Source organism: Reichenbachiella faecimaris (genome assembly GCF_900176375.1).
GTDB classification, from domain to species: Bacteria; Bacteroidota; Bacteroidia; order Cytophagales; family Cyclobacteriaceae; genus Reichenbachiella; species Reichenbachiella faecimaris.
The window spans coordinates 408,532-434,882 of sequence record NZ_FWYF01000002.1; the positions used below are offsets into that span (position 1 = coordinate 408,532).

Sequence of the window (26,351 nt, forward strand, 5' to 3'; positions counted from 1 at the left end):
ATGAAAGGAATTAAGGTCGCAGTCACCACAGTGGCATTCTCAAAGAACGAACAACTGGTAAATCAGCTGAATCAATCTGGATTTGAAAGTATAAAAACAAATACTGCAGGCAAAAGATTTGAAAGAGATGAATTGATTGATTATCTCTCCGACTGCGATGCTGCAATTGTGGGTTTGGATAAAATTGACGATGAATTGTTGAAAATGCTGCCAAAACTGAAGGTTATATCCAAATATGGGGTAGGCCTTGACAATATAGACCTCAAATCCTGCGAAAGTCGTGATATTACTGTATTGCACACACAAGGAGTTAATCGAAGATCAGTTTCAGAAATGGCGCTTGGCTTTATGATATGTTTAAGTAGAAATCTTTATACAGGATCCAATGAATTAAAATTAGGCTTATGGAATAAGAATGGAGGTCAACAAATTTCAGGTAAGACCATTGGCATAATCGGAGTGGGTAATATTGGCAAAGACCTAATCGCTCTCCTGAAACCGTTTAACTGTACCATTCTTGTAAATGACATAATTGATCAAGCTGATTATTATGCAGAAAACAATCTGGAAGAGGTTTCAAAAAGCGAACTGATCAGGCGTAGCGATATTATCAGTATTCATACCCCTCTAACTGAGGAAACTATGTATCTGATAAATAAAGATCGACTTGCAGAGATGAAGCCCTCTGCTATAGTTATTAACACAGCACGTGGAGGTATAATAAATCAAAACGATCTTAAAAATGCATTGAAAAATAAATTGATAGCAGGTGCGGCTATAGACGCATATGAAACCGAACCACCTGAGGATTCTGATTTACTCGCAATACCAAACCTAATGAATACACCGCATATCGGCGGTAATGCAAGGGAGGCAGTTATTGCCATGGGACATTCAGCAATAGACAATTTGACCAAATTTTACAGAAAAAATTAATGGCTATTATTGGGAATCTATATAGTATAGAAGAGTTGCTCAAGGATAAAGAACTGACAATTGTCTTTAGTTATCTTAGGGAAGCTGCAAAAATAGGGTCTGAAATACACCAAAGGATATTTTCACTACCAATAGGCTCCTTTGAAAGAGTGCAATTGACCGAAGATATTTTCGCGTTAGAACAAGTATACAATACTAAGAATAGAGATGAATGCTTTATTGAATCACATCTCAAATATATTGATTTTCAACTGCAACTTAGTGGAGAAGAGCAGATGGAAACTATAGACAAAAACTTCTTGACGGTGAAGAATAAATATGACAAGGATAAGGATCTTATTATTTATGAGGCCAATGACGATATGTCCAAGATAGTTATGAAACAAAACAGCCTTTCCATTTACTTTCCTGAAGATGCCCACATGGGATTGCCTAGGTATAATGGAATTGAAAGCTTAATTTACAAAACAGTGGTTAAACTACCGATAGAGCAATATTGATGTATACTGAGGAGTTCAAGTTGGCCAAAGAATTGGCGAAGGAAGTCGGAAGTTTCTTGTTGAAGCAAGAATCCAAGCATATTGATAGCCTAGAAGGAAAAGACATTAAATTAAAACTTGATAAAGAAGCAGAAAAGAAAATAATTGAGAGTCTCCAATCAAAGTTTGACTACTCAATATTATCTGAAGAAGTTGGGCTAATTGGACAAATTGATCAATCAAAGCCGTACTGGATTATTGATCCAATAGACGGAACCATGAACTATAGTCGAAATTGTCCAATAGCATGCGTGTCAATCGCACTTTGGTCAAATGATCAACCCATATTGGGGGTGGTATATGATTTCTTTAGGGACGAGCTGTTTTCAGGTTTGGTTGGCAAAGGCGCCTGGCTCAATAACAATGAAATTCAACCGTCTGAAATCAAAGAGCGCAATCAGGCCATTCTGGCAACCGGTTTTCCTACTTATCTTGATCTCAATGATAAGACACTCACTGCGTTTTTCGATCACGTCAAAGATTACAAAAAGATCAGAATGTTTGGCTCTGCTGCCCTCTCGTTATGTTATGTCGCATGCGGAAGGGTGGATTCATACAAAGAAGATAAAATAAAATTGTGGGATATTGCTGCTGGCTTGGCAATCAACGTTGCTGCTCACATGACATACAATTTAAAAAATCAAGAAAATTATAGCACCAACTTATCAGTGGGTGTTTGATTTTGTTAAACAAAATACTAAGATGAAACAATCTGAAAAAGAACAACAACTTCGAACGGAAATTTTAGAAAAAGTCGCTGAATATTATTCAGTTACTCAAAATGAGAAAGACGAATTTGTTCCAGGCAAAACCAATATTACGTTTGCCGGCAGGGTATATGATCATGACGAAATGGTGAAGCTAGTTGATTCATCCTTAGACTTTTGGCTCACGGCAGGTAGATATGCTCAGAAATTCGAGTCAGATTTTGCCAAGTTTATGGAACAGAAAAATTGTATTTTGGTCAACTCAGGCTCATCTGCCAATTTAGTTGCCTTTTCGACCTTGACTTCACCTCTTTTGAAAAATAGGCAATTAAAACCCGGTGATGAAGTGATCACAGTAGCCGCAGGATTTCCAACTACCGTAAATCCAATTATACAAAATGGTTTGATCCCAGTCTTTGTTGATGTTGAAATTGAAACAGGGAATATTCAAGTATCGCAATTAGAATTGGCACTTTCAGAAAAGACGAAAGCAATCATGATCGCACATACCCTGGGCAACACATTCGATATTGATGCAGTAATGGTGTTTGCTAAGAAACACAAACTATTTGTTGTTGAAGATTGCTGTGATGCGGTTGGTTCTACTTATAACGGTAAAATGGTTGGTACTTTCGGCGACATTGCCACTACTAGTTTTTATCCTGCACACCACATGACGATGGGTGAAGGAGGAGCGGTTCTCACCAATAACCCACTATTGAATCGAATTGCCACTTCTTTGAGAGATTGGGGCAGAGATTGCTATTGCGAACCAGGGGCTGATAACACATGTGGTAGAAGATTTACACAGCAACATGGCCGCCTTCCTTATGGATACGATCATAAATATGTCTATGGTCATATAGGTTACAACCTAAAGGTTACTGATATGCAAGCCGCAGTTGGTGTTGCTCAATTAGACAAGTTGCCAGAATTTATACAAAAGAGAAAAGACAACTTCCAGTACTTGAAAGAAGGGTTGAAACCTTATGAAGAATATTTAATTCTTCCGGAAGCAACTAAGAATTCGGATCCATCTTGGTTTGGGTTTCTGCTTTCTGTAAGGGAAAATAATAAATTTACGAAAAATGAGCTGACTAATCATCTTGAATCCGCTAACATTAAAACCAGACAATTATTTGCAGGAAATTTGCTTAAACAACCTGCCTATAAAGATATTGATCATCGTGTTATTGGAGACCTTCCTAATACCAACTATATAATGAATAATGCTCTTTTTATAGGAGTATACCCAGGAATAGATGAGGAAAAAAATCAGTATATAGTTAATACTTTTGCTGAATTCTTCAAAAAAATTTAAATAATGTCAATTGTTTCTAGTGCTTTAGTGGTTGACGTCATCGTTCACAGCGATATCGTCCATGAATTTATACTTAGAGTAGATGAGTTTGAAGATTATGAACCAGGTCAATTTTTACAACTGACGCTCGATCAAACCGATGCCTCGGCCCTATGGCCTGAGTCTAGGACCTTCAGTATTGCCTCTTACAATCCACAGGAAAAGTTAATTCGGCTAATTATAAAAAAGGTTGGTAGTTACACCATCAGAATATTCAATGAACTTGTCCCGAATACAATATGTACAGTGAAATATGCATATGGTGATTTTATGTTGCCAATGTTTGATGAAGAGGAGAAAATTCATTGTATAGCAGGAGGAACAGGTATAGCACCTTTTTTAAGTTTTCTTGAATACTTGACTATGAATGGCAAAGTCAATAGGCTTTACATTTACTATTCTGCAAGAAAAGAGTCCGAATTGGTTCATTTTGAAGATTTAAAAAGGCTACTCCCCGAAGGACATTTGAAAACATTCACTACAAGAAAAACTTCTTCAACATCAGAAAATAGAAGGATGCTTGTCTCAGATATTATTCCAAATGTTAACGATTTTACAGAAGAACATTTTTACGTTTGTGGATCGAAAGGGCTAATTGAGAAATTTAAGGACGAACTTGAGGAAAAGGGCGCAGAAAACATCTATCTCGATGAGTGGGATTAAAAACATAGTACATACATGAAAGCAGTGATACTGGCTGGTGGTTTTGGTTCAAGGTTGAGCGAAGCGACGCAGGTAATACCAAAACCAATGGTTGAAATTGGTGGCAAACCCATTTTATGGCACATTATGAAAATCTATTCTTGTCATGGGATTAATGAATTCATAGTATGTCTGGGATACAAGGGATATGTGATCAAAGAGTGGTTTGCCAACTACTTTCTTCACACTAGTGATGTTACCTTTGATCTGGCAAAAAATGAAATGACCATTCACAACAATCAGGCAGAAAATTGGAAGGTTACACTTGTTGAAACCGGGCTCAACACCATGACGGGTGGCAGGGTAAAGAGAATTCAAAAATATATTGGTCAGGAGAGATTTTGTCTAACATATGGAGATGGTGTTGGTGACGTGAATATTGGAGAAAGCATCAAACAGCACGAAAAATCGGGGTCTAAAATTACAGTGACCGCCTACAAACCACAGGGCAAATTTGGCTCCCTCGAAATTGGTAAAAATAACAAAGTCAATTCCTTCACAGAAAAACCAGCAGGTGATGGTGTTTGGATTAATGCGGGCTTCTTTGTTTGCGAGCCTGAAGTCTTTGATTATATTGAATCCTCAGATGACATTATATTTGAGAGAGCACCACTGGAGGGACTGGCTAAAGATGGTAAAATGAATTCCTACCCTCATTTCGGATTTTGGAAACCGATGGACATTCTAAAAGACAATAAGGACCTTAATGCAATGTGGGATAACAATGAAGCTCCATGGAAAGTTTGGTAATTCGAAAAAAGCCTTACGATGAAAGATTATTATAAAGATAAGACTGTTCTGGTTACCGGGCATACCGGCTTTAAAGGGTCATGGCTCGCAATTTGGTTACTTGAAATGGGTGCCAAGGTTGTTGGCTACGCGCTAGATCCACTTCATGACATGGACAATTTCATTGTTACTGGTTTAAGTAATAGAATGGTTGATATTAGAGGAGATATAAGGGATGCAGAAAAACTAAAAGATGTATTCTCGAAATATCAACCTGAAATAGTCTTTCACCTCGCAGCACAGCCTTTGGTCAGACTTTCCTATGATATTCCGGTTGAAACATATCAGGTAAACGTCATAGGCACCATCAATATAATGGAAGCTATCAGGACGACTAATTCGGCCAAAATAGCCGTGCTTATTACTACGGACAAGTGCTATGAGAATAAAGAGCAAATTTGGGGCTATAGAGAGAATGACGCAATGGGAGGACATGACCCCTATTCTTCTTCAAAAGGTGCATGCGAAATTGCAATCAATTCTTGGAGAAAGTCCTATTTCAATGTCAATGAATATGAACAACATGGCAAATCAATAGCCTCTGCTAGAGCGGGCAATGTAATCGGAGGTGGAGACTGGTCTGTAGATCGTTTGATTCCGGATTGTATTAAATCAATACTGCAAGATTTGCCAATTGAAATTAGAAACCCTCAAGCAACACGCCCATGGGAACATGTTCTCGAACCCCTAAGTGGTTATTTATTGCTTGCATACAAAATGTCCCAGGACCCAGTAAAATACGCTGAAGGGTGGAATTTTGGCCCTGACTACGATGCCATTATTACGGTAAAGGATTTGGCGGAAAAAATAATTAACTATTATGGCAAGGGTAAATTGGCCTTGGGATCTGAAAAAGCCGTTTTACATGAAGCCAATTTGCTCGCATTGGATGTTTCAAAATCCAGAATTAAACTGGGATGGACCCCAACATTATCAATTGAACAAGCGGTTGAACTAACAGTCGATTGGTACAAAAACTATCAAAACCAGGAACCTTATGATATTTGTGTAGAACAAATAAATAAATTTATTGAAACTGAATCATGAACCTAATTGAAGCCAAGATTCCAGGTCTTTTTTTAGTAGAAAACAACCTCCTAAGAGACAACAGAGGTACATTTTTGAAGACATTTCAAAAGAGTGTATTTGAGAAAGCTCATTCAGATTTGAATTTTAGCGAAAGTTATTATTCTGTTTCTCAAAAAGATGTGATACGTGGAATGCACTTCCAAATTCCTCCAGAAGATCATCACAAATTAATCTATGTGCCTAAGGGTAAGATATTGGATGTTGTATTAGATCTTAGAAAGCAAAGTGACACCTTCGGGCAATTCGAAAGTTTTGAATTGTCATCTGAAAACGCGAAGGCCGTATTGATTCCAAAAGGCTGCGCTCATGGCTTTAGGAGCCTTGAAGATGACACCATTACTATCTATGCCGTTACTACAGAGTACAACAATGTACTGGATTTAGGCATAAAATGGGAAAGTTTCGGATTTAATTGGGGCATTTCTAAACCTATAATTTCCGCCAGGGATCTGTCATTTCCAAGTTTAGAAGATTTTAAAAATAGCAACCCATTCTGATATGGCTGCAATTCTAGTAAGCGGATATACCGGCTTTGTAGGCTCACATCTGGTAAGAGTATTAGTTGAAAGAAAAAACGATGTGCACGTAATAGTACGCCCGGAATCTTCATTGTCCGATGAAAGTTGGCTCGAAAAGATTTCCGTCTATGAGTATAATCAAGATATTTACGATCTTGCCGATTATATGCGGAACAATTCTGTTGAAGTTGTTATTCATTTAGCCTCCCTTTTCATTGCTGAGCATAAGACGGAAGATATCAATAAACTCATCGACTCCAACATAAGGTTTGGAACACATATTTTGGAAGCCATGAAGCTAGCAGATGTAAGCAAAATTATAAATACAGGAACTTCATGGCAGCATTATAATAATTTGCCCTACAATCCGGTTTGCTTATATGCAGCTACTAAAGAAGCATTCGAGACCCTAGTCGAATACTATCACCAGGCGAAAAGCATCAGTGTAATAACACTCAAGTTGTTTGATACCTATGGTGAAAATGACCAAAGACCTAAGCTCATTAACCTACTTAATAAGTTTTCAAGAGAAGGAGTTGAGTTGGAAATGTCAGCAGGCGAACAATTAATAGACCTTGTTTATATACATGACGTTATCGAAGCCTATCAATTAGCCACAAATCGCATACTTGATGAAACAAAACCAATTAACGAGAGTTTTGCAGTATCTTCCGGTACTCAAATATCACTAAGGGAATTGGTAGCACAGTTTGAAGAAATCACCGGCAAGAGATTAAATATTCAATGGGGTAAACGCTCGTATCGAGAAAGAGAAGTTATGATTCCCTGGCTAAATTATGAAACACTTCCTGGCTGGCAGCCTAAAGTTTCTTTGAAAGATGGGCTTAAGAGAATATTTATAAGTAGCTAAAAATGGATACACTGAGTATAATCATACCTACTGTTCGATACTCTGAATATATTGATTTGGCAATCGAATCATGTTTTAAAGTAAAACATAAAAAAGAAATCATTGTCAATATCAATAATACAAGTGTAAAAGAATATGAACAATCCAGATATTGGCTAAACAATGAAGTCAATTGGTCTGGTGGAGATTATACAGACATTCTTCCCATGAACCAATCAATTAATTCTGCAATCACAAAGTCAAGTGGGGAATGGCTTTTTCTTTTGTCTGATGATGATATGATCGGTGATGGCTTTTTGAGTGGTAGGGAGTTGTCCGAAATGTCAAAGGATCATCTATATATGACCCATCTAGAAGTAATTGATGAAGACGGCAAAGCAAAAAGGGGTGGGGAACTTGTTTCACAGAGGGACGAAATGACTGGTAGAGAGGCACTTGAATTGTTTTACCAGACAAAGATTCATAATCATTTAAGTCTATTTACTTTCTCCAGATCGCTACTCCTCAAAGTTGGATCATTTGAAATTTTGGGCTATCCAAACGGATACTATATGGACACAGTCATGCACGGCAAATTACTCGCTAATAGCAGTAAAGTCTTCATTGAACATAGTCCTGTTTTTTTTAGAAGAGAGAGTCGTTTTCAGGGAAGTGCTAAGTTCTACTTTGATTCTGTAAATGACTATTTCGATGAAATAGTAAATTCTCTAATGAGCGACGAGCGTTTCTATAGTGCTACAATTGAAAAATATGGGAGTAGGTATAATTTCAAAAAAAAGATGCTGAGAGACAGGTTCAAAAGCGAATGGAGTAAGCTTAACAATTCAACTTATAACACTGCATTAAAGCCTAAGTTCATACTTTTTTATAAGCATCTGATATACTGGGACACGGGGTTTGATTTTAAGATGATTAGTTTTTTATATGTCTTATTATTCAGATACAAGAGTCTGATTCCAAAAAAATTCAAGCAGAAAATCAAGTCATTTCTAGGGTAAGATGCTATCGAGAATATTTCGTTCTTCAATGGCTAACACTTGGTTTAGCAATGTTGTTGTTTTAATAAGCTCAACAATTGCCATACCTATAGTTATTACCCGCCTGAATGTGGAGGAAATAAATGTATGGTTTTTATTTTCTTCTATTGTGGCCATGAGCCAGGGCGTACTTTTTGGTTTCAATGGTACCTTTACTCGGTTCATCGCCTATTCATTCTCCGGGATAAGAATAAACGAATTCAATAACATCATACAGAAAAAGATGGCCTGTGAGGTTGTGGATATAGATCCTGATGAGTTCTCAAAGATCTTTTCATTGATGAAAATGGTATACATGGCATTATCAGCTGTCTATCTTCTGATACTGATGATCATCGCCTTTTTCGCTTTGGAGAAGCCTATCCTGGAATTGGACAACGTATCAGATGGCTGGATTTCCTGGTCAATCATTGTAGTGTCAACCACCAGCGTATTATTTTTCGGCTACTACAGGGTATTTCTTGAGGGAATAAATAAAGTCGCTCTGGTACAGCGTTCATTAGGTATTGTGAACCTGGTGGGGCTTGGATTGACCATACTTGTCTTGATTCTTTACCCTACGCTTATCAGCATCGTCCTGATCTATCAAATTGTTACCTTATCAGGAGCTCTGGTTCTAGTTTTTTTAGGTAAAAAAGAATATAATAAATTAAAAACGACATCAAGAGTGCAACGGTTTGACAAGCATCTGTTTAAACTGGTGTGGGACAGTGCCTGGAAAAGCGGAATTACCACGGTCATTGCCAACGTTTTGAAGCACATATCTGCCGTTTTGGTTGCTCAGCTTTTCACCACCTCGCAATCTGCTAGCTTCTTATTTACAAAAAAGATCTTCGACATATTGGAACGTTTTACTATGGCGACCTTTCAGTCAAAAATTCCAGTTATTGCGAAATATCGCGCCTTGGCGGACTTCAAATTACTAATGCTGATTTTGTTTAAATCTCAGATTATCAGCTATTTAGTGTATTTAGTTGGCTATATTGGACTTATAACTATTGGACAGGATGTACTTTCACTTTTGAATAGCAATGTGGAATTAGGTGACATGAAGATGATCATGTTGTTTTCTTTTTCAAGTTTCCTGATGCGCTGGAGTGGTATGTCATTGGCCATTTCAAATCAATCCAATAATGTTATTGAGCACTTGAATGCGGGAATGGTAGCAGTCTTTTTCTTCGCATCATTATACTTATTATATGACATCTTAGGAATCCTTGTTTTTCCAATGTCGCACATCATTTCATTAATCGGTTCTATGCCAATTATTGCGCCTATGGTATACAAAAGCTTGCATACGAATTTCCTCTCCTATGAAAGAAACAAGATGATACCGGCCTTTATCGCCCTAATCGTTATAAATATTATATACTATTTGAGCCTATGAAAATTATAGCCATGATTCCTGCCAGATTGGGCAGCCAAAGATTGAAAAAAAAAAATTTGCAGTTACTAAGAGGTGAGCCTGTGATTGTGCATGCCATCAGGAAAGCCCTGGTCGTCGAATGCTTTGATGAAGTCTGGGTTAATAGTGAATCAGACGAAATAGGTCAGGTGGCTATAGCTACGGGTGCAAAATTTCATAAGAGACCCGAGAATTTGGCTAACAACATAGCGACTAGTGAAGATTTCGTCTATGAATTCTTATTAGATCATGAGTGTGATTATGTAGTACAGCTCCACAGCATAGCCCCATTAGTCAGTACGTTGGACATCGAAAATTTTGTAGAAGAAATCAAGAAGAATAAAGCTGACATTTTTTTGAGCGTAGAAGAGATTCAAATTGAATGTGCCTTTAACAGTCAACCTGTTAATTTTTATTTGGATAGGAAAACTAACTCGCAAGAATTAACTCCTGTTCAGCGTATAATGTGGAGTATTTCGGCTTGGAAAAGGGACAATTATATTAAAGCCTATGAATTAAAGAAGTGTGCTACTTATACAGGGAAGATCAAATATTTCCCTTTAAATAAGCTTGCCTCTCATGTGATTAAAACTCAAGAAGATCTCGATTATGCAGAAGCACTTTTTGATCTTGCCAACAAATGAAAAATTCTTTGTACAAGGCCGAGAATCATGTAGATTTTATCACCCAAATTTGTGAACAAATATCTTTACAATGTAAAAAGGCCATTTCAGAAAAAAATAGAGCTTTGTTGGTATTGTCAGGTGGACGAACTCCCATTGCTATATTTGAATTATTGGCTTCAAATTATAGTTCAAAAATTGATTGGGAAAAGGTTGATTTGTTCTGGCTCGATGAAAGATGTGTTGATCCAAGTGATGAATTGAGCAATTTCGGCTCAACCAAAAAATATCTGATCGACCGTTTGGAAGTCATTGGAAATGTCTATCGAATGAAAGGTGAGCTTGACCCCGCTTTAGCAGCTATTGAGTATGAAAATCAACTTAGAAATTATTTTGGCGGCAATATTCCTGTCTTTGATATTATTTTGCTTGGAATGGGAGAAGATGGTCATGTGGCATCTCTGTTCCCAAATTGTGAAGAACTTGAAAATCGTGATCGATGGGTTTTGTCTACATCAAAACCACACAATGGCTGCTATCGAATTACACTTTCAATGGATTTAATAAACAATGCAAAATTCAAACTCCTCATGGTAAATAGTGTTGAAAAATTAAATATTCTTTTGTCTGAAGAGGCTAGATTTCCAATTAATTGTGTAAAAATTCCCGAAATATATACCTTTGCAAAATTCTACCACTAATCTCTAGAGAAAACCAAAATCAAAGAGTAGTAAACTGATTGTAGATACCTGATCAAACAGGTTTAACATGATTGGATTTTTCGAATCAACAATAATATTTGGTTAAAATCAGACGCATACATGCTTTTCAATTCAATCGAGTTTGCCATTTTTTTGCCAATAATATTTCTCATTTATTGGTTTGTAGTCAATCAAAATTTGAAATTGCAAAACTTATTTCTACTGATTTCAAGTTATGTTTTTTATGGTTGGTGGGACTGGCGATTTTTATCTTTAATAGCATTTAGTTCGCTTGTTGACTACTGTGTAGGTCAAAGACTTTCAGAAAGCAACAACAATAATCATCGAAAATTATTGTTGATCGTAAGCATTTTGGTAAATCTTGGCTTTTTGGGATTTTTCAAATATTACAACTTTTTTGCCCAAAGTTTTGCAGACGCCTTTACCTTTTTTGGCCAACCAATTGACCCCAATCGGCTTAACATTATTCTTCCGGTGGGAATTAGCTTTTATACCTTTCAAACCCTTAGTTATTCCATTGATATTTATAGGCGAAAGTTATCTCATACCAAGGATATCATCTCATTTTTTGCGTTCGTAAGTTTCTTTCCACAATTAGTAGCTGGCCCGATAGAAAGAGCATCCAACTTATTACCACAATTCTATGCAAAACGAACTTTCAATTACTCAGCCGCAGTTGACGGTGTTAGACAAATATTATGGGGATTATTTAAGAAAATAGTTATTGCTGATAATTGTGCATTTATTGCTAACCAGATATTTGATGAGTCATCGCTCTATTCGGGCAGTACCTTATTAGTTGGTGTTATTTGTTTTGCTTTTCAAATTTATGGTGATTTTTCAGGCTACTCAGACATTGCTATTGGCACCTCAAGATTGTTTGGTTTTAATTTGATGAAGAATTTCGACTTCCCCTATTTTTCACGTGACATTGGTGAGTTTTGGAGAAGGTGGCATATTTCACTTAATACCTGGTTTAGAGATTACTTGTATATTCCATTGGGAGGAAGCAGGGGGAGCAAAATTCTGGTTATAAGAAATGTATTTATTATTTTTCTTGTAAGTGGGTTTTGGCATGGAGCGAACTGGACATTTCTAATCTGGGGAGGATTAAATGCATTCTATTTTCTACCTCTTATAATTTTAGGTAAAAATAGACACAATCTTGATTCTGTAGCTGCAGGAAGGTTGGTCCCCTCTTTAGTAGAAGTGCTTAACATGACATTTACTTTTGGGTTGACATGCTTCGCATGGATATTTTTTAGGGCAAAAAATTTAGGCCATGCAGTTACTATCATTGAGAACATTTTTACTCCAGAATTGTTTCAAATACCAGAAGTTATTCCTAGTAAATTGCTCGGGTTAATTCCGCTTTTCATTCTGATAGAATGGAGTGGAAGAGAAGATAACTTTGCGATTGAAAAATTATTTTTGAATTGGAAACGGCCGTGGAGGTTTGCGTTCTATACTATGATAGCTTTCTTTATTATTGGCCTTGGAGGTGCAGAACAAAAATTTATCTATTTTCAGTTCTAATCATGCAAACATTTTTAACCCGGCTAGGTCAACATATCAGTATCATCATAATTTTGATAATGATAGCGCATTTAATGAATCCCATCATATTTAAAATAACTGCTGTGCCAGACAAGAAAGCCAATAAGCTAATAATTGGTGATTCCCGCGCTGAGCAATCCTTCAATGATAATCTTCTCAATAACACCTGGAATTTGGCCATGGGAGGAGATTCCTATTTTTATACTTTTCAAAAATTGAAAATTTATCATCGTTTTAACCCTAAAATCGATACCGTTATCATATCAATTGGTGGACATAATATTCGAAGGGGTATTGTCGATCATTGGTTGTTTGATGATTCTCATCTACTCAGGATGAAACTTTATGTTCCCTTCTTTGATTGGGATGATTATAATTTTTGGTTTGAACACAAACCAAAAATTATGATAAGAAAGTGGTTTGCCCAGTCGACCAATTTTTTTTATTACTTTGGGAAAAAAGACAAATCACTGGGTGGTTTTAGAGGGAATCGCACTAGCCACCTCCAAGCATCAATAGACAACTATATTTTACCCGAAAACCTTTTTGAGTACTCCCCACTTCATCTAGAGTATTTGAACAAAATAGATAAGTACTGCAAAAATCATGACCTAAAATTAATCTTTGTTTCTACTCCAGTCCATGAAACACTTCTTGAAGAGCAGAAAACAGTTCATAAATTTCATAAACAGTACTTTTCAGAGGTTCCAATAGTGGATTTTAATAAAATGGCTTTACCGGATAGCTGTTTTGCGGATATTGGTCATCTAAATACCATTGGTTCCTCTTATTTATCCAAAAGAATCAACTCGGAGGGTTGGAAAAAAGTTATTGAAACCAATTTGCATTATTAATTATAACTTCACCATAACCCTTTTTCCTTTCTGATCTTATTGATTCAACCTCGGTAATTAATGTAATAGTGTCAGAATTGTTTTAATCAATAAGCAGAGCGCACTAAGTTTGTAAAAACAAATTTTATAATCATTGAGCTATGAAATATACCTCTCTAAATTTATCACCTTTTAAAATGCCTTCCAGGTTATTAAAGTCTTTTGTCACAAAAAGCATGTTTTTTGATTACCCAGGTATCTCTTTTAAAAAAGACGGAAGAAAGATATTTAGACATTTGGATGGTTATCAAACCCAGCTCGAAACATATTATAATAAATATGAAGGCGAAAGATGCTTTATACTAGGCAATGGCCCTAGTTTAAAACAAATGGATCTTTCTCCTTTAAAGGATGAAATCACCATGGGTGCAAATGGTATTTTCCAACTATTCGAAGAGTTAGGATTTCAAACTAACTTTTTGTTTTTTGAAGACACAGAACAGACCTTCATTAGGAGAAAATCTATCAATCGTCTGAAAGGAATAATCAAGTTGGTCGGACTTAATAATGCCTATTACATAAACAGATCAAAAGACTCACTGTTTTTCAGTCCCAGGCATGGTTTTGATAACGATATTCCGAAATTCTCCCATGAATTTCCCTCTGTAGCTTTTTTAGGAGCTACAATATCCTATATCATGTTGCAATGGGCTTACTTTCTTGGATTCAGTGAAGTTTATGTCATTGGGATAGATCATAACTATGGAGAATTACCTAAACTATTCCCTCCAGGAAAAATAAAAATAACTGCAGACAACATAGACAAAGTGAAAGGACTTCATGTAAGTGATAATTATTATAAAATTGGAGATGTAATTGGCGTTCCACATGTTGATATTCAAAATAAAGCATATACCAGAGCAAATGATGAGTTTCTAAATGATGGCAGAAAGATTTATAATGCTGGAGTAGACTCCAAATTAGAGGCATTTGAGTTCGTAGATTTTAAATCAATTTTCAAAAACTGATCAAAGTAAGATTAGTACCAACTTGATTCAGATATAGGTATGAAAATTTTAATTGCATCGTCAAAGTATCACCCATATTACTGGGGTGGTGGAGAATACTCCGTAAAGAAGTTAGCTGAAGAATTGAGCAAATACAATGATGTTGAGGTTGAGGTTTTAACCTTTGGAGAAGAAAATAATACTGAGGTTATCAGTAATGTGAAGGTACGTAGAATTAAATCTAAAAATATCTACTGGTCTTACTTTGCTAAAAAACAGAGTATTTTTAAAAAGATTATATGGCACCTCTTAGAGGCCTATAACCCTAGAGCAGGTGAAATAGCCAACCTAATCGCAACTGAGATCAAACCAGATCTTGTTCACTTTCGAAACATTGAGGATTTTTCGACTTCTATTTTCAAGTATTTGTCCAAACATAAAATCCCAACCATTCAGACTCTCAATACATATTTCATGATTGAACCTTCGGGAACTCTATATCGAACAAGTAAGGCGGGCTATTTTATCATGAAAATTTGGGAGCAAATATTTCGCATAAAGAAATATGGAAGTAATTGGCTATCTGCAGTCGTTGGAGTCTCACAACTTACTTTAAATGAACACATCCGGAGAGGTTATTATCGAAATAGTAAGCAAGCTGTAATTCGGACTGGAGTACAAAAAGTTAATTCAAATCAATCTAAAAGGAAAAACGACAATATAACATTTGGGTTTATTGGGAACCTCTATGAAACCAAAGGTGTGCTTGAAATGATAACAGCTTTTAAAATATTAAAAGGCCAAAACATAAATTTAATAGTGGCTGGAGCAGGTAATTCAGATTATTCTGAAAAATGTCATAAGCTTGCAAAGGATGACAATAGAATCAAATTTCTAGGGAAGACCGATCAGGAAACCTTTTTCACTCAAATTGATGTGAGCATAATTCCGTCCATTTGGATGGATCCATTTCCAAGAGTTTTAATTGAAGCATATAGCTTTGGAAAACCAGTTATATCTTCAAATAAGGGGGGGGCAAAAGAGCGCGTTGTCCAAGGTGTGACCGGGTTTATTTATAGAAATGAGGAAGAGTTAATTGAATCCATGGAAAAATTGATTAGTGAGCCTAAGTTGATATCAACGTTCTCTAATAACATTAAAAGCTGGGCTAAGATTCATGAAGGTGATGATATAGATCAGTATTACTCATTGTATAAGGAAATAATAAATACGCCACAAACTGATTGATGCTCAAGGTATTGACCATGCGAAAAACGGAATTGTTCGATTTTTTATTTAAAACAGTAATTCTTCTTGCTGTTTATGATGGAATTCGTCACAATTCAATCTTCTACTCATTTAGTTTTGTAAAGGAGGTTGTCACATTGATTTTGTTTCTTGCAGTACTCAATTATAACGATTTTAAGATAGTAAATCCATTTAAGAATTTTGCAGTAACGTCATTTACATTTTACATTTTGACAGTTGGCACTTTTCTAACAATTGGATATCTAAACTTAGTGCCTAATCCAAAATTGAGTCCAATAGGAATGCATGTCAAGACAATTGAATTTTTTGTCATCGCATACTTATTTAATTTCTATGAGCAAATGACGAACAAAACCTATGAATCATTGATCTCCTTTTTTGTCAATGTTTATGTGGTTTATATTTTATTTAACATTGCCTCATACTTTATACATTTCCCCTTCATTACCGAATTTAGACCATATAACGGAAGAATCAGCAGTGGCTACCCAACTTCAGATAGTCAAAGTATGTTGTTTGCATTTATTTTGCTGGTTTTCACCGTAAATAGTTTGAAAAGATATAAAATAAAATTTTTGATCTTGTCATTAGGAATAGTTATTCAAGCAACTACAACTGGGGTGGCAACTTATGTATTTCTAACTTCTATATTAATCGTATTTGGCAATTACCTTGTGGGTAAAACTGGAACAAGAAAAAATATCATTTCGTGGTTATATATTTTAGCTACTGTGACATTTATACTACTTTTTTTAATAGCTTATATTGATAAACAAACTCTAGACGCATTTTATGTTATGATAACTTCAAAAAGTGAGTTTATAATATACTATCTTAAACTGAAATTTTTTGGTGTTGAGTCTGAAATTGGCAATCAATTAGTTACTGGAACCTATATTGTAAGGGGTAATGCAGTTAAGGAGGCCATGTCTGCATATAATAGTTTTTTTGAACTACTTACAGGAAAGGGGGTCGCCTTGGCCATATTAGTTGAAAATCAATTTTCATTTATTATCAGAGCTTATGGATATTTGGGACTCTGTTTTTACATTTTATTTATTATCGGAATACTAGTAAAATCTCGAAAAAATGGCACTAAATTATTTTGGCACATGTCAATAATTGTATCCATTTTATTACTTACCAATGTTTCGCAGATTACAACATATCTCTACCAAATAGCTGTTTCCTTTGCGCTTGCTATGAATTACTGTCTCTCAAGGACGAAAACTATCGAAAACTGATCATTAGTGTTATGAAAGATCAGAGAATCATTATTGTGATAGATGCTAGAATGATAAATACTTCTGGTATTGGACGATACTTGTCTAGCCTTATTGATAGTTTGCAGAAAAAATATGATAATCTAATTTTGTTAGGAAAGAAACAAAATATTATAGAACAACCTTGGTTTAAAAAGTCCACTTCGATAATCGAATTTTCTTCAAACATTTATTCAATAAAAGAGCAATTTGAATTCATAATGAAAATTCCAACTTGTGATATTTTCATTTCTCCGCATTATAATATTCCAATACTCGGTTGGAAAATGAAAAAGCAACTTACATTTTTTCCAGATGTTAATCATCTGGCATTAGGGGGTACTCTGTCTTTATCCAAAAGATGGTATGCCAAATTATTGTACAATTTAGGTGCATGGAGGTCTGATGTAATTATTACCATATCTAATTTTTCCAAAAATGAAATCTTGAAACATCTTAAGGTTCGACCCAAAAAACTAGTGGTTGCTAAATGCGGCACCGACGTTGACAAACTGAAGAAGTTGAGTGAGAAAAACAGAATTAGCAATCAAGGTTTATCCAACATCATCTACATTTTGTATGTTGGAAATATAAAGCCACATAAAAATTTGCACAGGGCTTTATTGGCTTTTGAAAAAGTTCAAAAGAACAATACTGAATTAAAATTTTATATTGTTGGGAAAAGAGATGGCTTCATTACTGGAGATAAGGATATATTTGATCTACTAGAATGTAATCCAACATTAAAAGATAATGTTAGATTCACGGGTTACATAAATGATATGGAGCTTGTAGATTACTACAAATATTCTCAGGCTTTATTATTTCCATCCTTATATGAAGGCTTTGGACTTCCTCCACTTGAAGCAATGGCATTAGACTGTCCCGTTATTACATCAAAGGTTTCAAGTATGCCAGAGATATGTGGTAATGCCGCAATATATTGCAACCCATATGATGTCGAAGACATTGCTTATCAGATTAAACAAGTTCTAGTAAATGAAACATTGAAGGCAGAATTGAGAAGAAATGGAGAGCAAAAAGTTCAAGAATACACTTGGGAAAGGTTCAACAAAAATGTACTTAAAGAAATTGAGATCTTATTGAAAACATGAAGGTTGCAATTATTCATGATGACCTGATGCGTAGAGGAGGTGCAGAAAAAGTTGCTAAAACTATAAGCAACTTATATCCAGATGCCCCAATTTATACGTTGGCATATAGGCCGGAATCCACATATCCTGAATTCAAAGATAAGAACATTATAACCTCTTGGTTTCAATGGTTTGCAAGAAATGAATTTCTAATGAAATGGTTATTTTTTCCATTGGGGTTATTAGCCATGAGATCAATTAAACTCAAAGGTTATGACCTGGTAATAATGTCAACCACTTATTGTGCAAAATATGTTAAAATCCAACCTGGAACAAGAATTGTTGCCTATTGCTACACACCATTTAGGCTTGCCTGGAATCCAATGTCTTATGATATTTACAAAAATTCCAAAGGATCAATAAGGTGGGTATTTGATAATGTAGTAACAATACTGAAAAATGTAGATAAAAAAGCGTCTACTCAAATAGATTACTTTATTGCTATGACTCAAGAAACAAGAGAAAGACTCATAGCTGCATATCATCCAAAAAACAATATTCCAATCATCAACCCCGCTGTCGAATTAAGTAATTTTTCTATTTCCTCTAAAATAGAGGACTACTATTTACTTGTATCTAGATTCGAACCCTATAAGAAAGTGGACTTAGCTATTGAAGCATTTAATAAGAATGGTAGACATCTCATCATTGTTGGCAGAGGAAGTCAAAAAGAAAAACTAATCGGTCTTGCAGGTAAAAATATTGAATTTAGAGAAAATTTGTCTGATTTAGAATTGGCAAAACTATATGAAAACTGCAGAGGATTTATTTTTCCACAATACGAAGACTATGGCATTACGCCGTTAGAAGCAAACGCGGCAGGAAGACCTGTGATTGCATATAATAAGGGTGGTGTCCTAGATACAATGATCCCATATCATTTGGACAGAAAAAATGCAACAGCTTATTTTTTTGACGAACAATCTGTGGAATCTCTAAATCGTGCGATAAATGCTTTTGAAAAAGTTAACTTTGCCCCTAACAAAATGAGAGCTAATGCTGAGAGATTCTCAGAGAAACGATTTAAATCAGAATTAAAGAACTTTATTGACAGTATAGAATAATGAAGAAAGCACTAATTACGGGAATTACTGGACAAGATGGCGCATATTTGGCTGAACATCTGTTATCCATTGGATATAAAGTTTACGGCTCCTACCGCAGAACAAGTTCTGAAAATTTTTGGAGGATTGAAGATTTAGATATTCAGAACAATCCGAATTTGGAACTAATCGAAATGGATTTGACCGATATGGGAAACATTATCAGGTTGATTTCCAAATATGAGTTTGACGAAATTTACAATTTGGCTGCACAAAGCTTTGTAGGAGTTTCATTTGAAAAGCCAACCACTACTGGATTGATTACTGGTCTTGGTGTTACAAACTTGCTCGAAGGAATTAGAACAGTAAACCCAAAAATTAAATTCTATCAAGCATCAACCTCCGAAATGTTCGGAGAAGTTCAAGAAATCCCTCAAAAGGAGACTACCCCATTTTACCCAAGAAGTCCGTATGGGGTTGCAAAATTATATGGTCACTGGATAACTGTTAACTATAGAGAGTCTTTTGATATTTTTGGAAGTAGTGGAATTTTATTTAATCACGAATCTCCATTGAGAGGAAAGGAATTCGTTACGAGAAAGATAACAGATGCAGTGGCTAAGATACATCTAGGAAAACAATCACATATTGAGTTAGGCAATATGGATGCTAAAAGAGATTGGGGGTTTGCAAAGGAATATGTCATAGGAATGTATAAAATGCTCCAGGCAGAAAAACCTGATGCTTTTGTGCTTTCAACTGGAAGGACGGAAACAGTACGTGATTTTGTAACAATGTCTTTTAAATGTGTAGGAATTGATATTGAGTGGAAAGGCAACAATGAATCTGAAATCGGTATTAATGCTAAGACTGGTGATTTACTCGTAAAAGTTAATCCCAAGTTTTATAGACCGGCTGAGGTAGATTTGTTAATCGGGGATTGCTCTAAGGCCACAGAAGTTCTGGGTTGGGAGCCTATGACTACACTAGAAGAACTGTCAAAAATTATGGTTGAAAAAGATATTGAGAGAAATAAGAATGGCTGGTCATTCTAATATATTAATTATTGGGATTGATAGTTTCACTGGAAATCACTTAAAGGCTCATTTTGAAGAAAAAGGATGGCAAGTTTTTGGTACCTCATTTTCAATTGAAGACACTGACAAGGTTTTTAAAGTTGATATAATAGACAGTAAGGCTGTAATTGCAATCCTAAGAAAAGTTAAACCAGATTATATTATAAATCTGGCTGCCATTTCTTTCGTGGGAGAACCAAATCACGAACTTTTCTACAAAGTCAATGTTCTTGGCGCAGAATCCTTATTAGAATCTATATGCAAATCGGGTATTGAACCAAAAAAGGTTTTAATGCCCAGCAGTGCAGTGGTTTATGGAAATCAGAATGAAGTTAGTTTACATGAAGGCCTAATCCCAAACCCTATTAATCACTATGGTTATTCTAAGTATGTCGGCGAACAAATTTGTAAGACTTATTTTGACAAACTAAATATTATTGTGCCCCGACCTTTCAATTACACAGGCGAAGGACAGTTGTCTACTTTTTTGGTTCCAAAAATAGTTGATGCATACAAAAAAGGATGTGACAGAATCGCCCTAGGAAACCTAGATACTTTTAGAGAATTTAATGATGTAAAGTTGATCTGCTGGGTTTATGAGAAATTATTAATTGTTGACAAACATTCTGAAATTGTGAATGTGTGTTCAGGAAACACCCACTCTGTGCGTCAGATCATTGACAAAATGCAGCTTATTTCAGACAACCATATATATGTAGATGTTGACAAACGTTTCGTTCGAAAAAATGAAATTCAAGAACTGAAAGGGAGCCCTAAAAAACTAGAATCATTAATTGGTAAATTAGATCAAACATTTTCTCTTGAACTACTTCTTGAAAGATTGTACAAAAGTTAGTAACATTTTTTAAAAAGATTTTTCCCTATCTTAGCCAACTGAAACAACCCCTAGCATTCCCCCAATATGCAGAAAAGGAGATTCTCTAAATATTTTCCTGCTTTATTCCTATTCATAGACTTGCTGTTTTTGAATATTGGCTTCTTTGTGGCTAATTATGTTAGGTTTGACACTTTTTGGTTTCAGGGGGACAGATACCCGTTTCTTTTTGTTTTTCTGAATATTACTTGGGTGGTCATCTTCTTTGTGACCAAGCTTGACCGTGTAGATAGGGAAAGAAGTATCGTTGATTATATTTCACAGATTCTTCTTGGATTAACTATTAACCTCGCAGTAGTTTTTACTATGTGGGCATCTACACGGGCTTATTTTTACTCAAGAGAGCATTTATTTTATACTTATCTAATCTTCTCTGTACTGATTGTTGGTTGGAGAGTTGGATTTATTAACATCCTTCGTTTTTACAGAACTAAAGGGTATAACATTAGAAATATAGTAATTGTTGGTTACGGTCCTATTGGCAGAAACTTAAAAAGACATTTAGAGAACAATCCAGAAATCGGCTACTCCTTCAAAGGTTTTTTCGACCATAAAACCGAGCAGTCTGAGGTGGCAGGTCCCGTAGAGCAAGTGCCAGATTTTGCGAAAGAAAACAGCATAGACGTAATTTTTTGCTGCCTGCCCAAACTCTTCGAACAAGACGTAAAACCGCTCATTGACTTTGCTGAAAACAATTTGATTACGATCAAATTACTTTCAGACTTTAGCAAAGTAGGCAACAAGAAACTTGAAGTTCAGCAATATGGAAATATCCCTGTACTAAATGTCAGTTCTATACCTTTGGACAGGATGCTCAATAGATTTGCCAAACGTGCATTTGATGTCATCTTTTCAAGTTTGGTGATGATTTTTATCTTATCATGGCTCATTCCGCTCATCGGATTGCTAATTAAACTTGAGTCTCCAGGTCCCGTCTTTTTCATTCAAAACAGACATGGGAAGGGCAACAAATATTTCCCTTGTTGGAAATTCCGAAGCATGGTGGTGAACAAAGAATCGGACAGCAAACAGGCCACTAAAAATGATGCGCGAATCACGAAAATCGGAGCCTTCTTAAGAAAATCATCTCTAGATGAGTTGCCACAATTTATCAATGTCTTCTTGGGCAATATGTCAGTAGTAGGGCCTCGTCCTCACCCAATCAAACTGAACGAAGAATTCTCTCCTAAAATTGACCGTTTTATTCAGCGTCACGCAGTAAAACCAGGGGTAACGGGATTAGCACAGGCCAAAGGATATAGAGGAGAAACTGCCAGATTTAGTGAAATGTATGGCCGGGTGAAACTAGATCGCTTCTATGTGAAAAACTGGAGTCTGTGGTTTGATGTCAAAATTATCTTCATGACCATCTATTCTATTTTGTTTAAAACGGAGAAAGCATATTAACTTTAACTCTTAACCATTAACGTTAATCACTAATCCTTCATTCAAAACTTCAGACTTCTTAATGGTTAATGGTTTTTGTTAATGTCCATCCTATCACCTTACCTCATATAAACTTTATTTTCTGAGTGCTCTACCCTAAATTCGCACCCTCAATGTGATAATTATGTTCGACAAGGTAGAAGAATACAAAGCCATGATTAAATCCGCAGAAGCAAAAGTTGCGGATGACTTGGAGCAATTCAGAATGAAGTTCATTAGTAAAAAAAGTGTCGTTACCGAACTTTTTAATGATTTCAGAAATGTGCCCAATGATCAAAAAAAAGCATTTGGTCAGGCATTAAATGAATTGAAAACACTGGCCCAAGACAAATTCAAATCTTTGGCTGATTCCTTAGACCATAGCTCAAACGAAAGTACCAGTAAAGGAATAGACCTTACGCTTCCTGATGTACCAAATGAAAACGGAAGTGTCCACCCATTGACAACAACTCGCAATAAGATCATTGAGATTTTTGAACGCATGGGCTTTAATGTGGCAAGTGGTCCAGAAATAGAAGAAGATTTTTACAATTTTACAGCTCTCAATTTCCCTGAGAACCATCCTGCAAGAGAAATGCAGGATACCTTCTTCATTGAAAAAAATCCAGATAAAGTATTAAGAACCCACACTTCTAACGTGCAAATCAGAATGATGGAAGGCGGCCAACCTCCTTTCCGCTCCATCATGCCTGGGCGCGTATACAGAAATGAGGCCATTTCTGCTCGTGCTCACTGCTTCTTTCATCAAGTAGAAGGATTATACGTTGATAAAAACGTGGGATTCAAAGATTTGAAACAAACCCTGTATCATTTTGCTAAGGAAATGTTCGGCGAAAACACTAAAATTAGACTACGGCCTTCTTATTTCCCATTTACTGAACCAAGCGCAGAAATTGACATTAGCTGCTTCATCTGCCAAGGAAAGGGCTGTAACGTCTGTAAATACACGAAGTGGGTAGAGATTGCTGGATCTGGAATGGTAGATCCTAATGTGTTAGCCAATTGTGGCATAGACCCTGAGGAATATACGGGTTTTGCTTTTGGTATGGGGATCGAACGAATCGCCATGCTCAAATATCAAATCAATGATTTGCGACTCTTCTCAGAAAATGACGTTCGTTTCCTAAGACAATTTCAGGGAACTTTTTAATAAAGCTTTTGCCCTTATGTTGAGCCTTTAGGCTAATTCAATACTTTTACTTTTAATATCTGATATGAGCGAAATCATTTTAATAGTAGAGGAATCTCCTGAAGGAAGGCATGAAGCTCACAATCAGCACTTACTGATGGTGACAGCGTGGAAGAACAGAAAGAAAATATTAAGGAGGCCATTAAATGTCATTTTAAAAAAGACGTTCCTAAAGTGGTTAGATTACACATAATTCATGAAGAAATATTTGCAGCATGAAATTCTTTGTAATTTGTTTTTCTCAAATAATTTATCGAAAATTTCACTGTCTGAGCCCAATGATAATTGGGTGAGTTTTGAAATTTTCTAGCCTTTTTGCTTACTTTTTTGGCAATGAAAAAAGTAGGAGCCCGTCCGGCTTGAGGACATGCTGCCCAACATGGTTATTTGAAACACCTACAAAATAAGACTAAATCTAAACACTTATGTGCGGCATCACAGGCATACTGGCATTCAATGAAATTGGAAGAATTAATCTTGCCAATCTCGAAAAAGCAACACACACCCTTGCTCATCGTGGACCAGACAATCAGGGGATATACTCCACACAGTCAGTAGGATTAGGACATCAGCGACTCTCTATCATTGATACCAGCTCAAATGGTAATCAACCTTTTCAGATTTTAGATGGCAGATATGTTATCACCTTTAATGGTGAAATATTCAACTACCAGAAGCTAAGAAAAGAGCTCTTATCCAAAGGCATTCAATTCAAATCTGACTCTGACACAGAAGTTCTGTTGCATCTTTTTGCGCAGGAGGGCAAAGACTGCTTTAACAAACTAAACGGCTTTTTTGCCTTTGCTATTTACGACTCACTTGAAAATTCATTATTCATTGCAAGAGATCGGCTAGGAATCAAACCTCTCCTCTATTTTTATGACGATTCCAAATTTCTATTTGGGTCAGAAATGAATGCCATGCTCTCTTATGATATTGAAAAGGAAATCGATCAAGAAGCCCTCAACTACTACCTGCAACTGAACTATACCCCATCTCCACTGACCATGCTCAGAGGGGTGAAAAAATTAGAGCCTGGCCATTATATGACAGTACAAAATGGTCAGATAAGTAAACATCAATACTATGATGTCCCAAATGACAACTTACAAACTTCACCTTTAAACTACCATTCAGCAAAGACTCAACTACAAAATCTTCTAGAAAAATCAGTCGAACGACGCATGATTGCAGACGTTCCTTTGGGGTGTTTTTTGAGTGGTGGTATTGACTCCAGTGTGATCACATCTGTGGCGTCAGGTCAAACCCAATCGTTAAAAACCTTCTCTATCGGGTTTGAAGAGAACCATTTTTTTGATGAAACACATTACGCCGAGTTAGTAGCTCAAAAATTCAAAACTGATCATACCACTTTCAAACTGACCAATGAGGAAATCACCAATCATCTAAGTAGCATTATAGACCATATAGATGAACCCTTTGCAGACTCGTCTGCCATACCTGTCTACTTGTTGAGCAAAAAAACACGTGAGCATGTCACCGTGGCCCTTTCTGGAGATGGTGCAGACGAGATTTTTTCTGGATACAACAAACATTCTGCCTGGTGGAAAATGGAAAACAATTGGAAATTTAAAACCTTGATTTCATTAATTAACCCAGTAGCGCATTTCCTCCCCAAGTCTCGATCAGGTGCTTTGAGCAATGCGGCCAGACAAGTTGAAAGATTTGCAAACGCCATGAAAATGAATGCTACGGATCGTTATTGGTTTTTGGCCTCTTTCACCTCACAAACTCAGGTCAATCAATTGCTCAAACATCCATTAAATAACTATTCGCAAAGGAATTCTTGGATGGAACCAATGACTGACGTCAAAAGCATAAATGACCTCTTGAGACTGGATACAAAATTTGTTTTGCCCAATGACATGCTCAAAAAAGTGGATCTCATGTCCATGGCCAATAGTCTGGAGGTACGCGTACCATTTTTGGATCATGAGTTAGTAGATTTTGTGTTCAGCTTACCTGAGAGTATGAAACTCAATGGATCAATTCGAAAAAAGATATTGCAAGACACCTATCGCAGCATTCTTCCAGTAGAACTCTATAACCGACCAAAAAAAGGATTCGAAATTCCATTACTTGATTGGTTGAAAACTTCATTAAGTGGTGAGCTAAATGAGCATCTATTCGACAAAGAAAAAATTATCAGTCAAGGACTTTTTAATTGGTCCGAAATTGAAAGATTGAAAAAACAGCTTTTCTCAAGAAATCCAGAAGACACTCATGCACGCGTCTGGGGACTGTATGTGTTTCAAAAATGGCATTCCAAGTATCTGTAGACAGATACCATCAGATATTAGA

The 26,351-nt window shown here is 36.0% G+C and carries 26 protein-coding genes; all 26 read left to right on the forward strand.

Annotated features, from left to right (window positions below):
- The 26 genes from B9A58_RS09630 to asnB all read left to right on the forward strand — a co-directional run bounded on the left by B9A58_RS09630 (position 1) and on the right by asnB (position 26,329).
- Positions 1-936, forward strand: coding sequence for a phosphoglycerate dehydrogenase (locus B9A58_RS09630; protein WP_084373197.1), 936 nt, complete (start codon positions 1-3; stop codon positions 934-936).
- Positions 936-1,436, forward strand: a complete 501-nt coding sequence (locus B9A58_RS09635) for a NanQ anomerase/TabA/YiaL family protein (protein ID WP_084372639.1) — start codon at positions 936-938, stop codon at positions 1,434-1,436. The genes B9A58_RS09630 and B9A58_RS09635 overlap by 1 nt, the downstream gene beginning before the upstream one ends.
- Positions 1,436-2,155: an inositol monophosphatase family protein gene (locus B9A58_RS09640; protein WP_084372640.1), complete on the forward strand. Its 720-nt coding sequence runs from the start codon at positions 1,436-1,438 to the stop codon at positions 2,153-2,155. Before B9A58_RS09635 ends, B9A58_RS09640 begins: the two co-directional genes overlap by 1 nt.
- A gap of 22 nt (positions 2,156-2,177) precedes the next feature.
- Positions 2,178-3,503 (forward strand): lipopolysaccharide biosynthesis protein RfbH, encoded by a 1,326-nt coding sequence (gene rfbH / locus B9A58_RS09645; RefSeq protein WP_084372641.1) that lies wholly within the window; start codon positions 2,178-2,180, stop codon positions 3,501-3,503.
- Between the two features lie 3 nt (positions 3,504-3,506).
- Positions 3,507-4,205, forward strand: a complete 699-nt coding sequence (locus B9A58_RS09650) for an FAD-dependent oxidoreductase (RefSeq protein WP_084372642.1) — start codon at positions 3,507-3,509, stop codon at positions 4,203-4,205.
- Positions 4,206-4,220: 15 nt separating this feature from the next.
- Positions 4,221-4,994, forward strand: a complete 774-nt coding sequence (gene rfbF, locus B9A58_RS09655; protein WP_084372643.1) for a glucose-1-phosphate cytidylyltransferase — start codon at positions 4,221-4,223, stop codon at positions 4,992-4,994.
- Between the two features lie 18 nt (positions 4,995-5,012).
- On the forward strand, positions 5,013-6,080 hold the full coding sequence (rfbG, locus tag B9A58_RS09660) for a CDP-glucose 4,6-dehydratase (RefSeq protein ID WP_084372644.1): 1,068 nt from the start codon (positions 5,013-5,015) through the stop codon (positions 6,078-6,080).
- A complete protein-coding gene (locus B9A58_RS09665) occupies positions 6,077-6,619 on the forward strand; it encodes a dTDP-4-dehydrorhamnose 3,5-epimerase family protein (protein ID WP_084372645.1) in 543 nt (180 codons plus the stop codon). The genes rfbG and B9A58_RS09665 overlap by 4 nt, the downstream gene beginning before the upstream one ends.
- 1 nt (position 6,620) lies before the next feature.
- On the forward strand, positions 6,621-7,511 hold the full coding sequence (locus tag B9A58_RS09670; RefSeq protein ID WP_084372646.1) for an NAD-dependent epimerase/dehydratase family protein: 891 nt from the start codon (positions 6,621-6,623) through the stop codon (positions 7,509-7,511).
- Between the two features lie 2 nt (positions 7,512-7,513).
- Positions 7,514-8,509 (forward strand): glycosyltransferase family 2 protein, encoded by a 996-nt coding sequence (locus tag B9A58_RS09675; RefSeq protein WP_084372647.1) that lies wholly within the window; start codon positions 7,514-7,516, stop codon positions 8,507-8,509.
- 28 nt (positions 8,510-8,537) lie between these two features.
- Positions 8,538-9,935 (forward strand): hypothetical protein, encoded by a 1,398-nt coding sequence (locus B9A58_RS09680; RefSeq protein WP_139793820.1) that lies wholly within the window; start codon positions 8,538-8,540, stop codon positions 9,933-9,935.
- Positions 9,932-10,597 carry an acylneuraminate cytidylyltransferase family protein gene (locus B9A58_RS09685; protein WP_084372649.1) on the forward strand — a complete coding sequence of 222 codons (666 nt, stop codon included), beginning with the start codon at positions 9,932-9,934 and terminating at the stop codon, positions 10,595-10,597. The genes B9A58_RS09680 and B9A58_RS09685 overlap by 4 nt, the downstream gene beginning before the upstream one ends.
- On the forward strand, positions 10,594-11,277 hold the full coding sequence (gene pgl, locus B9A58_RS09690) for a 6-phosphogluconolactonase (protein WP_084372650.1): 684 nt from the start codon (positions 10,594-10,596) through the stop codon (positions 11,275-11,277). Before B9A58_RS09685 ends, pgl begins: the two co-directional genes overlap by 4 nt.
- A 120-nt stretch (positions 11,278-11,397) precedes the next feature.
- Positions 11,398-12,834: an MBOAT family O-acyltransferase gene (locus B9A58_RS09695; RefSeq protein WP_084372651.1), complete on the forward strand. Its 1,437-nt coding sequence runs from the start codon at positions 11,398-11,400 to the stop codon at positions 12,832-12,834.
- A gap of 74 nt (positions 12,835-12,908) precedes the next feature.
- Positions 12,909-13,709, forward strand: a complete 801-nt coding sequence (locus B9A58_RS09700) for a hypothetical protein (RefSeq protein WP_084372652.1) — start codon at positions 12,909-12,911, stop codon at positions 13,707-13,709.
- A gap of 215 nt (positions 13,710-13,924) precedes the next feature.
- Positions 13,925-14,716, forward strand: coding sequence for a 6-hydroxymethylpterin diphosphokinase MptE-like protein (locus tag B9A58_RS09705; RefSeq protein ID WP_176214741.1), 792 nt, complete (start codon positions 13,925-13,927; stop codon positions 14,714-14,716).
- A 39-nt stretch (positions 14,717-14,755) separates the two neighbouring features.
- Positions 14,756-15,943 (forward strand): glycosyltransferase, encoded by a 1,188-nt coding sequence (locus B9A58_RS09710; protein WP_084372654.1) that lies wholly within the window; start codon positions 14,756-14,758, stop codon positions 15,941-15,943.
- A gap of 17 nt (positions 15,944-15,960) precedes the next feature.
- On the forward strand, positions 15,961-17,208 hold the full coding sequence (locus tag B9A58_RS09715) for a hypothetical protein (protein WP_139793821.1): 1,248 nt from the start codon (positions 15,961-15,963) through the stop codon (positions 17,206-17,208).
- 11 nt (positions 17,209-17,219) lie between these two features.
- Complete coding sequence (locus B9A58_RS09720; RefSeq protein WP_084372656.1) at positions 17,220-18,341, forward strand: glycosyltransferase family 4 protein; 1,122 nt, start codon at positions 17,220-17,222, stop codon at positions 18,339-18,341.
- Positions 18,338-19,444 carry a glycosyltransferase gene (locus B9A58_RS09725; RefSeq protein ID WP_245827052.1) on the forward strand — a complete coding sequence of 369 codons (1,107 nt, stop codon included), beginning with the start codon at positions 18,338-18,340 and terminating at the stop codon, positions 19,442-19,444. Before B9A58_RS09720 ends, B9A58_RS09725 begins: the two co-directional genes overlap by 4 nt.
- Positions 19,444-20,478 (forward strand): GDP-mannose 4,6-dehydratase, encoded by a 1,035-nt coding sequence (gmd, locus tag B9A58_RS09730; protein ID WP_084372657.1) that lies wholly within the window; start codon positions 19,444-19,446, stop codon positions 20,476-20,478. Before B9A58_RS09725 ends, gmd begins: the two co-directional genes overlap by 1 nt.
- On the forward strand, positions 20,435-21,355 hold the full coding sequence (locus B9A58_RS09735) for a GDP-mannose 4,6-dehydratase (RefSeq protein WP_139793822.1): 921 nt from the start codon (positions 20,435-20,437) through the stop codon (positions 21,353-21,355). The genes gmd and B9A58_RS09735 overlap by 44 nt, the downstream gene beginning before the upstream one ends.
- Before the next feature lie 66 nt (positions 21,356-21,421).
- Positions 21,422-22,801: an undecaprenyl-phosphate glucose phosphotransferase gene (locus tag B9A58_RS09740; protein WP_084372659.1), complete on the forward strand. Its 1,380-nt coding sequence runs from the start codon at positions 21,422-21,424 to the stop codon at positions 22,799-22,801.
- 163 nt (positions 22,802-22,964) lie between these two features.
- Positions 22,965-23,990, forward strand: a complete 1,026-nt coding sequence (pheS, locus tag B9A58_RS09745) for a phenylalanine--tRNA ligase subunit alpha (RefSeq protein ID WP_084372660.1) — start codon at positions 22,965-22,967, stop codon at positions 23,988-23,990.
- A gap of 64 nt (positions 23,991-24,054) precedes the next feature.
- Entirely contained in the window at positions 24,055-24,222 is a 168-nt protein-coding gene (locus B9A58_RS09750; protein ID WP_221407847.1) for a hypothetical protein, read from the forward strand.
- 232 nt (positions 24,223-24,454) lie between these two features.
- A complete protein-coding gene (gene asnB, locus B9A58_RS09755; protein WP_084372661.1) occupies positions 24,455-26,329 on the forward strand; it encodes an asparagine synthase (glutamine-hydrolyzing) in 1,875 nt (624 codons plus the stop codon).
- Positions 26,330-26,351: the final 22 nt, after the last annotated feature.

Coding starts and splice junctions, on each gene's coding strand:
- B9A58_RS09630 (WP_084373197.1), top strand. CDS start 1: ATGAAAGGAATTAAGGTCGCAGTCACCACAGTGGCATTCTCAAAGAAC.
- B9A58_RS09635 (WP_084372639.1), top strand. CDS start 936: ATGGCTATTATTGGGAATCTATATAGTATAGAAGAGTTGCTCAAGGAT.
- B9A58_RS09640 (WP_084372640.1), top strand. CDS start 1,436: ATGTATACTGAGGAGTTCAAGTTGGCCAAAGAATTGGCGAAGGAAGTC.
- rfbH (WP_084372641.1), top strand. CDS start 2,178: ATGAAACAATCTGAAAAAGAACAACAACTTCGAACGGAAATTTTAGAA.
- B9A58_RS09650 (WP_084372642.1), top strand. CDS start 3,507: ATGTCAATTGTTTCTAGTGCTTTAGTGGTTGACGTCATCGTTCACAGC.
- rfbF (WP_084372643.1), top strand. CDS start 4,221: ATGAAAGCAGTGATACTGGCTGGTGGTTTTGGTTCAAGGTTGAGCGAA.
- rfbG (WP_084372644.1), top strand. CDS start 5,013: ATGAAAGATTATTATAAAGATAAGACTGTTCTGGTTACCGGGCATACC.
- B9A58_RS09665 (WP_084372645.1), top strand. CDS start 6,077: ATGAACCTAATTGAAGCCAAGATTCCAGGTCTTTTTTTAGTAGAAAAC.
- B9A58_RS09670 (WP_084372646.1), top strand. CDS start 6,621: ATGGCTGCAATTCTAGTAAGCGGATATACCGGCTTTGTAGGCTCACAT.
- B9A58_RS09675 (WP_084372647.1), top strand. CDS start 7,514: ATGGATACACTGAGTATAATCATACCTACTGTTCGATACTCTGAATAT.
- B9A58_RS09680 (WP_139793820.1), top strand. CDS start 8,538: ATGGCTAACACTTGGTTTAGCAATGTTGTTGTTTTAATAAGCTCAACA.
- B9A58_RS09685 (WP_084372649.1), top strand. CDS start 9,932: ATGAAAATTATAGCCATGATTCCTGCCAGATTGGGCAGCCAAAGATTG.
- pgl (WP_084372650.1), top strand. CDS start 10,594: ATGAAAAATTCTTTGTACAAGGCCGAGAATCATGTAGATTTTATCACC.
- B9A58_RS09695 (WP_084372651.1), top strand. CDS start 11,398: ATGCTTTTCAATTCAATCGAGTTTGCCATTTTTTTGCCAATAATATTT.
- B9A58_RS09700 (WP_084372652.1), top strand. CDS start 12,909: ATGAATCCCATCATATTTAAAATAACTGCTGTGCCAGACAAGAAAGCC.
- B9A58_RS09705 (WP_176214741.1), top strand. CDS start 13,925: ATGTTTTTTGATTACCCAGGTATCTCTTTTAAAAAAGACGGAAGAAAG.
- B9A58_RS09710 (WP_084372654.1), top strand. CDS start 14,756: ATGAAAATTTTAATTGCATCGTCAAAGTATCACCCATATTACTGGGGT.
- B9A58_RS09715 (WP_139793821.1), top strand. CDS start 15,961: ATGCGAAAAACGGAATTGTTCGATTTTTTATTTAAAACAGTAATTCTT.
- B9A58_RS09720 (WP_084372656.1), top strand. CDS start 17,220: ATGAAAGATCAGAGAATCATTATTGTGATAGATGCTAGAATGATAAAT.
- B9A58_RS09725 (WP_245827052.1), top strand. CDS start 18,338: ATGAAGGTTGCAATTATTCATGATGACCTGATGCGTAGAGGAGGTGCA.
- gmd (WP_084372657.1), top strand. CDS start 19,444: ATGAAGAAAGCACTAATTACGGGAATTACTGGACAAGATGGCGCATAT.
- B9A58_RS09740 (WP_084372659.1), top strand. CDS start 21,422: ATGCAGAAAAGGAGATTCTCTAAATATTTTCCTGCTTTATTCCTATTC.
- pheS (WP_084372660.1), top strand. CDS start 22,965: ATGTTCGACAAGGTAGAAGAATACAAAGCCATGATTAAATCCGCAGAA.
- B9A58_RS09750 (WP_221407847.1), top strand. CDS start 24,055: ATGAGCGAAATCATTTTAATAGTAGAGGAATCTCCTGAAGGAAGGCAT.
- asnB (WP_084372661.1), top strand. CDS start 24,455: ATGTGCGGCATCACAGGCATACTGGCATTCAATGAAATTGGAAGAATT.